Raw genomic sequence first — 6,550 nt, 5'->3', positions numbered from 1 at the left:
GGCGCATGCGTCGCAAAATCGAATACGCGAAAGCTCAACTGCGCGCCAAGGTTGAGCATCCGTTTCGCGTGATCAAGCGCCAGTTTGGTTATACAAAAGTGCGCTTCCGGGGCTTGTTAAAAACACCGCGCAGCAGACCACGCTGTTTGCGCTGTCGAACCTGTGGATGATGCGAAAACGATTGCTGAATACAGGAGAGGTGCGCCTGTAATGCGGACAATGGGCGCTGAAAAGCGCTCATATGCAGAAAAAAGGGGAATTAATAGAGGAAAAGGCCTGATTTACGATTGAGTCGACATTTTTTGAGCCTCAAGCAACGGGGCCGTTAAAACGCATGCCTATTTCAGACCTTCCCTAAGAAAACAATTCTTTTTCCGGTCTTGTTGACATTGCGGATCATCTTCTTGTTCCGTTTTTTTGGCGCAATTATCTAACCCCAAGCAAAATTTGGGGCCTTTTCGTTCTGGGTTTCGTTAAAAACCGGATCGACGTCCAAGTCTTCTCATGGTTTCGTTCCTTGGTTTGCGGCAAAGATTATCACCTAATGGGACTTGTCGCGATTGCGGATAAGGGGGGAGTTACGCCCAATTGCCGGTCTAAACCGCCGAACTCCCATTAAGGCTTGGCGTTACCTGGTTGCTTGCCTTTCACGCAGTTGGACTCTGCAAACCGCGGTCGTTATGATGGCCGAAGCCTTACCTGATCAGCGCCTACCGGCATCCCTTCCGGTAGATTTCAGAAAAAACTCAAGACTGTTGAACCGAATCCTCCTCTCGAACTGGATGGTGCCCGGCGCACGACAGCACAATACTTTTTGGAACATCACAAAGCATGAGTTACTGGTGGTTTATACCGGTTATCGCCGGCGTTTCTCTTTTTCTCACAGCAGTGCTTCGCCGCTATGCGCTGTCACGCAGTCTGATGGATGTTCCAAATGAGCGGAGCTCACACTCCATTTCCACCCCTCGGGGAGGCGGGGTGGCAATAGTAGTTGCTTTTTTGTTAGCGCTTACGCTGCTCTGGGTAACTGGATTGCTTTCATCGGCACATTTTTTTGGCATTGCGGGTGCGGGGGCGTTTGTCGCTCTTATCGGCTTTATGGATGATCATGGTCATATCGCTGCCCGCTGGCGATTGCTTGGGCATTTCTCAGGGGCAGCCTGGGTTTTGTTCTGGTTGGGTGGGTTGCCTCCAGTTGTTGTGTTTGGCGTCAATCTAGAGCTTTCATGGTTTGGGTATCTGCTCGGCGTGTTCTATTTGGTGTGGATGCTCAATCTTTACAACTTCATGGATGGGATCGATGGCATTGCCAGCGTAGAAGCGATTTGTGCTTGTCTGGGAGCCGGCCTGCTTTATTGGTTGGCAGGCCTCGACAATCTGATCTGGGGCCCGCTGTTACTCGCTGTTTCCGTTGCCGGTTTCCTTTGGTGGAATTTCCCGCCCGCGAAGATTTTTATGGGCGATGCCGGCAGCGGATTTCTCGGCATTGTGCTGGGTGGGCTTTCTCTCCAGGCGGCGTGGGTTAGTGCCCCGATGCTATGGGCCTGGCTGATTTTGCTTGGGGTATTCATAGTCGATGCAACGTTCACGTTGTTTCGCCGGTTGCTCAGGGGAGACAAGGTTTACGAAGCACATCGCAGTCACGCCTATCAGTTTGCCTCTCGTCGGTTCGGCAGCCATTTGCCGGTTACAATGGCCGTCGGCGCGATCAATTTGCTTTGGTTGTTGCCTATCGCACTAGGTGTTACCCAATTCGGCCTGAACTCAAGCCTGGGTTTGATTCTGGCCTATGCTCCATTGGTTGTACTGGCGATCAAGTTTCGTGCTGGAGAGCTTGAAGGGCCATCGGTGAAGAACTGAGTAACAGTTCTGTCATTTAGGATTAAAGTGGATGAAATGCGCCTATAAAGTCTCACCACGGTGATGCAGCAGTTGAAGGGAGAAGGCTGAGGTGTTTGAAGAGTTCATGGATAGGGTCCGATCGCGCCTTGTAGGGCTTCCCAGACGTCGGAAACGGTTGATACAGGTCGGTACAGACGTTTTTCTGGTCTGGGGCGCTCTGTGGTTGGCGTTCATCGTGCGTTTGGGTATCGATGATATGTACAACCCCTTCAGGGTTCATTTCTGGCTGTTTGTTTGCGCCCCTGTCGTCGCCATTCCTCTGTTTATCCGCTTCGGCATGTACCGGGCGGTTATGCGATATTTCGGCAACGATGCGTTGATTGCGATTATCAAGGCAGTCACTTTGTCTTCGCTGATTCTGGCGGTCGTGGTCTACTGGTACAGCAACCACGAAGCAGTAGTGCCGCGCTCCATTGTCTTCAATTACTGGTGGCTAAGCCTCGTCATCATCGGCGGTCTGCGCCTGTGCATGCGTCAATACTTCATGGGCGACTGGTTCAATGCCGTCCAGCACGTACCGTTCACCAACCGTGATAATGGCCTCACCAAAGTCGCCATCTACGGTGCGGGCGTAGCCGGCAATCAGCTTGTCGCTGCACTGCGCATGGGCCGGGTCATGCGCCCGGTGGCGTTTATCGATGATGATCCGAGCATTGCCGATCGTTCGATTGCCGGGTTGCAAGTCTTCAAACCCAAACACATCCAACAGATGATCGACTTAACCGGCGCGCAGGAGATCCTTCTGGCTCTACCGTCATCAACCCGCGCACGACGCAGGGAAATTCTTACTATTCTGGAGCGTTTCCCGCTTCACATCCGAAGCGTACCCAATTTCACCGACCTGGCCAGTGGCCGGGTAAAGGTCGAAGACATCCAGGAAGTGGATATCGCTGACCTGTTGGGGCGAGATTCGGTGCCCGCACAACCGGATTTGCTCGAGCGCTGTATCAAAGGCAAGACAGTGATGGTCACGGGCGCTGGCGGATCGATTGGCGCGGAGCTTTGCCGGCAGATTTTCTCGCTTGGCCCGACGACGCTTTTGTTGTTTGAACACAGCGAATTCAATCTATACAGCATCCTCTCGGAGCTGGAGCAGCGCGCTTGTCGTAAGTCGGTTTCGGTCAAATTGTTGCCAATTCTCGGCTCCATCCGCCACCAGGACAAACTTCTTGATGTGATGAGGACCTGGAGTGTGGACACCGTCTACCACGCTGCCGCTTATAAACACGTCCCGATGGTGGAGCACAACATTGCCGAAGGCGTGCTTAACAACGTCATTGGCACGCTTAATACCGCTCAGGCTGCGTTGCAGACGGGGGTGTCCAACTTTGTGTTGATCTCCACCGACAAGGCCGTGCGCCCGACCAATATCATGGGCAGCACCAAGCGTTTGGCCGAGTTGACCCTGCAGGCGCTCAGTCGTGAAATTGCCCCGGTGATGTTCGGCGACAAGGCCAATGTGTCTCGGGTCAACAAGACCCGGTTCACCATGGTGCGCTTTGGCAATGTGCTGGGGTCTTCCGGTTCGGTGATCCCGCGGTTCCACAGTCAGATTAAATCCGGTGGGCCGTTGACGGTCACGCACCCGAAAATCACTCGCTATTTCATGACCATCCCCGAAGCGGCGCAACTGGTGATCCAGGCGGGTTCCATGGGGCAGGGCGGTGATGTGTTCGTTCTGGACATGGGCGAGCCGGTGAAGATTGTCGAGTTGGCAGAGAAGATGATTCACCTCTCGGGTTTGAGCGTTCGTTCTGAGAAGAATTTGCATGGCGACATCTCCATAGAGTTCACCGGTCTGCGTCCCGGTGAGAAGCTATACGAGGAGTTGCTGATCGGTGACAACGTGGCCGCAACACAACACCCGATGATCATGAGTGCCAACGAAGATCATCTGCCCTGGGACGTGCTCAAGGGGCGTTTGTCGGAGTTGCTGATGGCCGTTGATCATGACGATTACAGTCGTGTCCGTCAGCTCCTGCGCGAAACCGTCAGTGGCTACACCCCCGACGGCGAAATCGTTGACTGGATCTACCAGCAACGTCGCCTCGAACCCTGATTGTTTCACATCCTGTAACGGACACATTTTTGACAGCTCCAGCCCATCGCCTAAGTTTGGAAGGCAGCTTCGGAAAGCTGCTTTCTCAATCGATGTCATGGAGCGTCATTTATGCGTACTGGCTATTTCTACTCTCTGGTGTTTGCCCTGCTCACCAGCGCCTCTATTGGCGCCATTGCTGCGCCGACGGCCAAACCCGAGGCTGGCAACGCACCCTTGGTGCTGGACGTTTCTCCCACGGCACCGTCCGGCAAGGTCGAGCTGAATCAGGCCGATGCGCCAACCCTTCAGCGCGAGTTGGCCGGTGTGGGCGAGGCCAAGGCCAAGGCGATTGTTGCCTATCGTGAGAGTAATGGGCCGTTTGCGTCCGTGGACGAGTTGCTCGAAGTGAAGGGAATCGGTAAAGCGATTCTGGATAAGAATCGCGAGAAACTTGAGGTGAACTAAGCGTGTAGATCAACGCCAAGAGGGCCGGTCAGTGACCGGCCTTTTTTGCATGCTGGCAAGAGTGGATCAAAAGATCGTCCGAACGCGGCCCGAGCCTTCGGCAGCGCCTACAAAGGCGGACCTTGCGTCGGCGCAACAAAAATTACGCCTATCATATACGGCTAAGATTATGCCTATAATAAATTCATCATTCGCCAAAGCGTTGTTGCGGCGCGTCTTGTCATGGCGCCGAATCTTTCCAAGAGTAAGGCCGCCGCGCGTTATACGTGAGGCGTCATGAATCGGCTTGAGGTATTTGCGGTATGAGTGATCGTCGAGTAGTTGTAACGGGCATGGGCCTGGTGTCGCCATTGGGTTCTGGCGTCGACGCCGTTTGGTCGCGTCTGTTGGCCGGGCGTTCGGGGTTGCGCCATTTGCCGGACGAGGTGGTTGCCGATTTGCCGGCCAAGGTCGGGGGAGCCGTGCCGACGCTGGCTGACGATGCCGAGGCGGGGTTTGACCCGGACCGGGCGACGCCACCCAAAGAGCAGAAGAAGATGGACCGCTTCATTCTATTCGCCATGGAAGCGGCGCGTCAGGCGCTGGAGCAGGCCGGTTGGCAAGCGGCGGACGCCAAGGCCCAGGAGCGTACGGCAACCATTATCGGTTCAGGCGTGGGTGGTTTCGGCGCGATTGCCGATGCAGTGCGCACCACCGACAGCCGTGGGCCGCGACGCTTGTCGCCGTTCACCATTCCGTCATTTCTGGTCAACCTCGCTGCGGGTCATGTGTCGATTCAGCACGGTTTCAAGGGCCCGTTGGGTGCTCCGGTGACGGCGTGCGCGGCCGGGGTCCAGGCGATTGGTGATGCGGCGCGGTTGATTCGTTGTGGCGAGGCAGACATTGCGGTGTGTGGCGGCGCGGAAGCGGCAATCGACCGCGTCAGTCTCGCCGGGTTTGCCGCTGCTCGCGCTTTGTCCAGCGGTTACAACGACACCCCGGAGCGTGCCTCGCGGCCGTTCGACAGTGACCGCGATGGCTTTGTCATGGGGGAGGGCGCTGGCCTTCTGGTGATCGAGTCCCTGGAGCATGCCTTGGCTCGCGGCGCTCAACCGCTGGCGGAATTGGTCGGTTATGGCACCAGTGCCGATGCCTATCACCTGACGGCGGGGCCCGAGGATGGCAGTGGTGCGCGACGGGCGATGTCGCTGGCGTTGGCGCAAGCGGGCATTTCGGCAGATCAAGTGCAGCATCTCAATGCGCACGCCACCTCCACCCCGGTTGGGGATTTGGGAGAGTTGGCGGCCATCAAGGCGTTGTTCGGCACGGATAACAACATCGCAGTGACATCGACCAAATCGGCCACCGGGCATTTGCTCGGGGCCGCGGGCGGTATCGAGGCGATCTTCACGCTGTTGGCGATTCGCGATCAGGTGGTGCCGGCCACCCTCAACTTCGACAACCCGGACCCCGCCGCCCAAGGCGTGGACATCGTCCATGGCCAGGCGCGGCCGATGGCCATCGAGTACGCGTTGTCCAATGGCTTCGGGTTTGGTGGGGTGAATGCCAGCGTGCTGTTCAAGCGCTGGGAGGGTTAGTCCCGGGGCTGTTTGAGAGAGGTGCGAGTGACATCGAGAATCCGCTGCGCCAGCTCGGGATTCTCGACACTGCGTGACAGCAGTAAGGCCCCGACCAGTGTCGACATGATGACGATGCTTTGGTCGGCGGCGTTCTGGTCTTCAAGAGAGCCTTGCACTTGTTCGAGCCGCGCGTTGAGCACCTCGTCAGTGGTCGGGCTCTGCTGTCCGCGCAGGCCGAGTTCCGCTGACATGGTCGGCAGCGGGCAACCTTCATCGGGTGAGGTCTGGTGCCACTCGGATAAATAGACGTCGATGAACGCTTCCAGCGGGCGATCCTGGGCGAAGAGCTCGGCGCAAATCACATCGACCTGCTCGCCTGCGGCTTGCAAAGCCTTTTCCACCAGTTCGTCTTTGGACTTGAAATGCGAGTAGAAACCACCGTGAGTCAGGCCCAGTGCTTTCATCAGCGGTTGCAGACCTGTCGCGCCAATACCATCGCGGCGAAAGCGCGCTGACGCTTCCTTGATGATGCGTTGGTGGGTCTGGGCTTTATGGTCCTGCGAGTAACGCATCGGGTATCTCC

General features: G+C 56.5%; 5 protein-coding genes and 1 pseudogene. 5 read left to right on the top strand and 1 reads right to left on the bottom strand.

What is annotated here, in order from left to right:
• The 5 genes and pseudogenes from ACXPVS_RS08575 to fabF all read left to right on the top strand — a co-directional run.
• Positions 1-211: pseudogene (locus ACXPVS_RS08575) on the top strand (transposase); the annotation flags it as partial.
• A gap of 620 nt (positions 212-831) precedes the next feature.
• Complete coding sequence (locus ACXPVS_RS08570; RefSeq protein WP_458509535.1) at positions 832-1,860, top strand: MraY family glycosyltransferase; 1,029 nt, start codon at positions 832-834, stop codon at positions 1,858-1,860.
• Positions 1,861-1,966: 106 nt separating this feature from the next.
• Positions 1,967-3,961, top strand: a complete 1,995-nt coding sequence (locus ACXPVS_RS08565; protein ID WP_458509534.1) for a polysaccharide biosynthesis protein — start codon at positions 1,967-1,969, stop codon at positions 3,959-3,961.
• Between the two features lie 111 nt (positions 3,962-4,072).
• Entirely contained in the window at positions 4,073-4,408 is a 336-nt protein-coding gene (locus tag ACXPVS_RS08560) for a ComEA family DNA-binding protein (RefSeq protein ID WP_458509533.1), read from the top strand.
• Between the two features lie 302 nt (positions 4,409-4,710).
• On the top strand, positions 4,711-5,985 hold the full coding sequence (gene fabF / locus ACXPVS_RS08555; protein ID WP_458509532.1) for a beta-ketoacyl-ACP synthase II: 1,275 nt from the start codon (positions 4,711-4,713) through the stop codon (positions 5,983-5,985).
• Here fabF and ACXPVS_RS08550 read toward each other — a convergent pair.
• Positions 5,982-6,539 carry a TetR/AcrR family transcriptional regulator gene (locus ACXPVS_RS08550; RefSeq protein ID WP_458509531.1) on the bottom strand — a complete coding sequence of 186 codons (558 nt, stop codon included), beginning with the start codon at positions 6,537-6,539 and terminating at the stop codon, positions 5,982-5,984. The two genes, fabF and ACXPVS_RS08550, sit on opposite strands and share 4 nt — an antisense overlap.
• Between the last annotated feature and the right edge of the window lie 11 nt (positions 6,540-6,550).

The sequence above is a fragment of the Pseudomonas sp. Ma2-10 genome (genome assembly GCF_054330215.1).
Note: the sequence above shows the minus strand (reverse complement) of the source record. Positions and strands in the feature narration are given on the sequence as shown.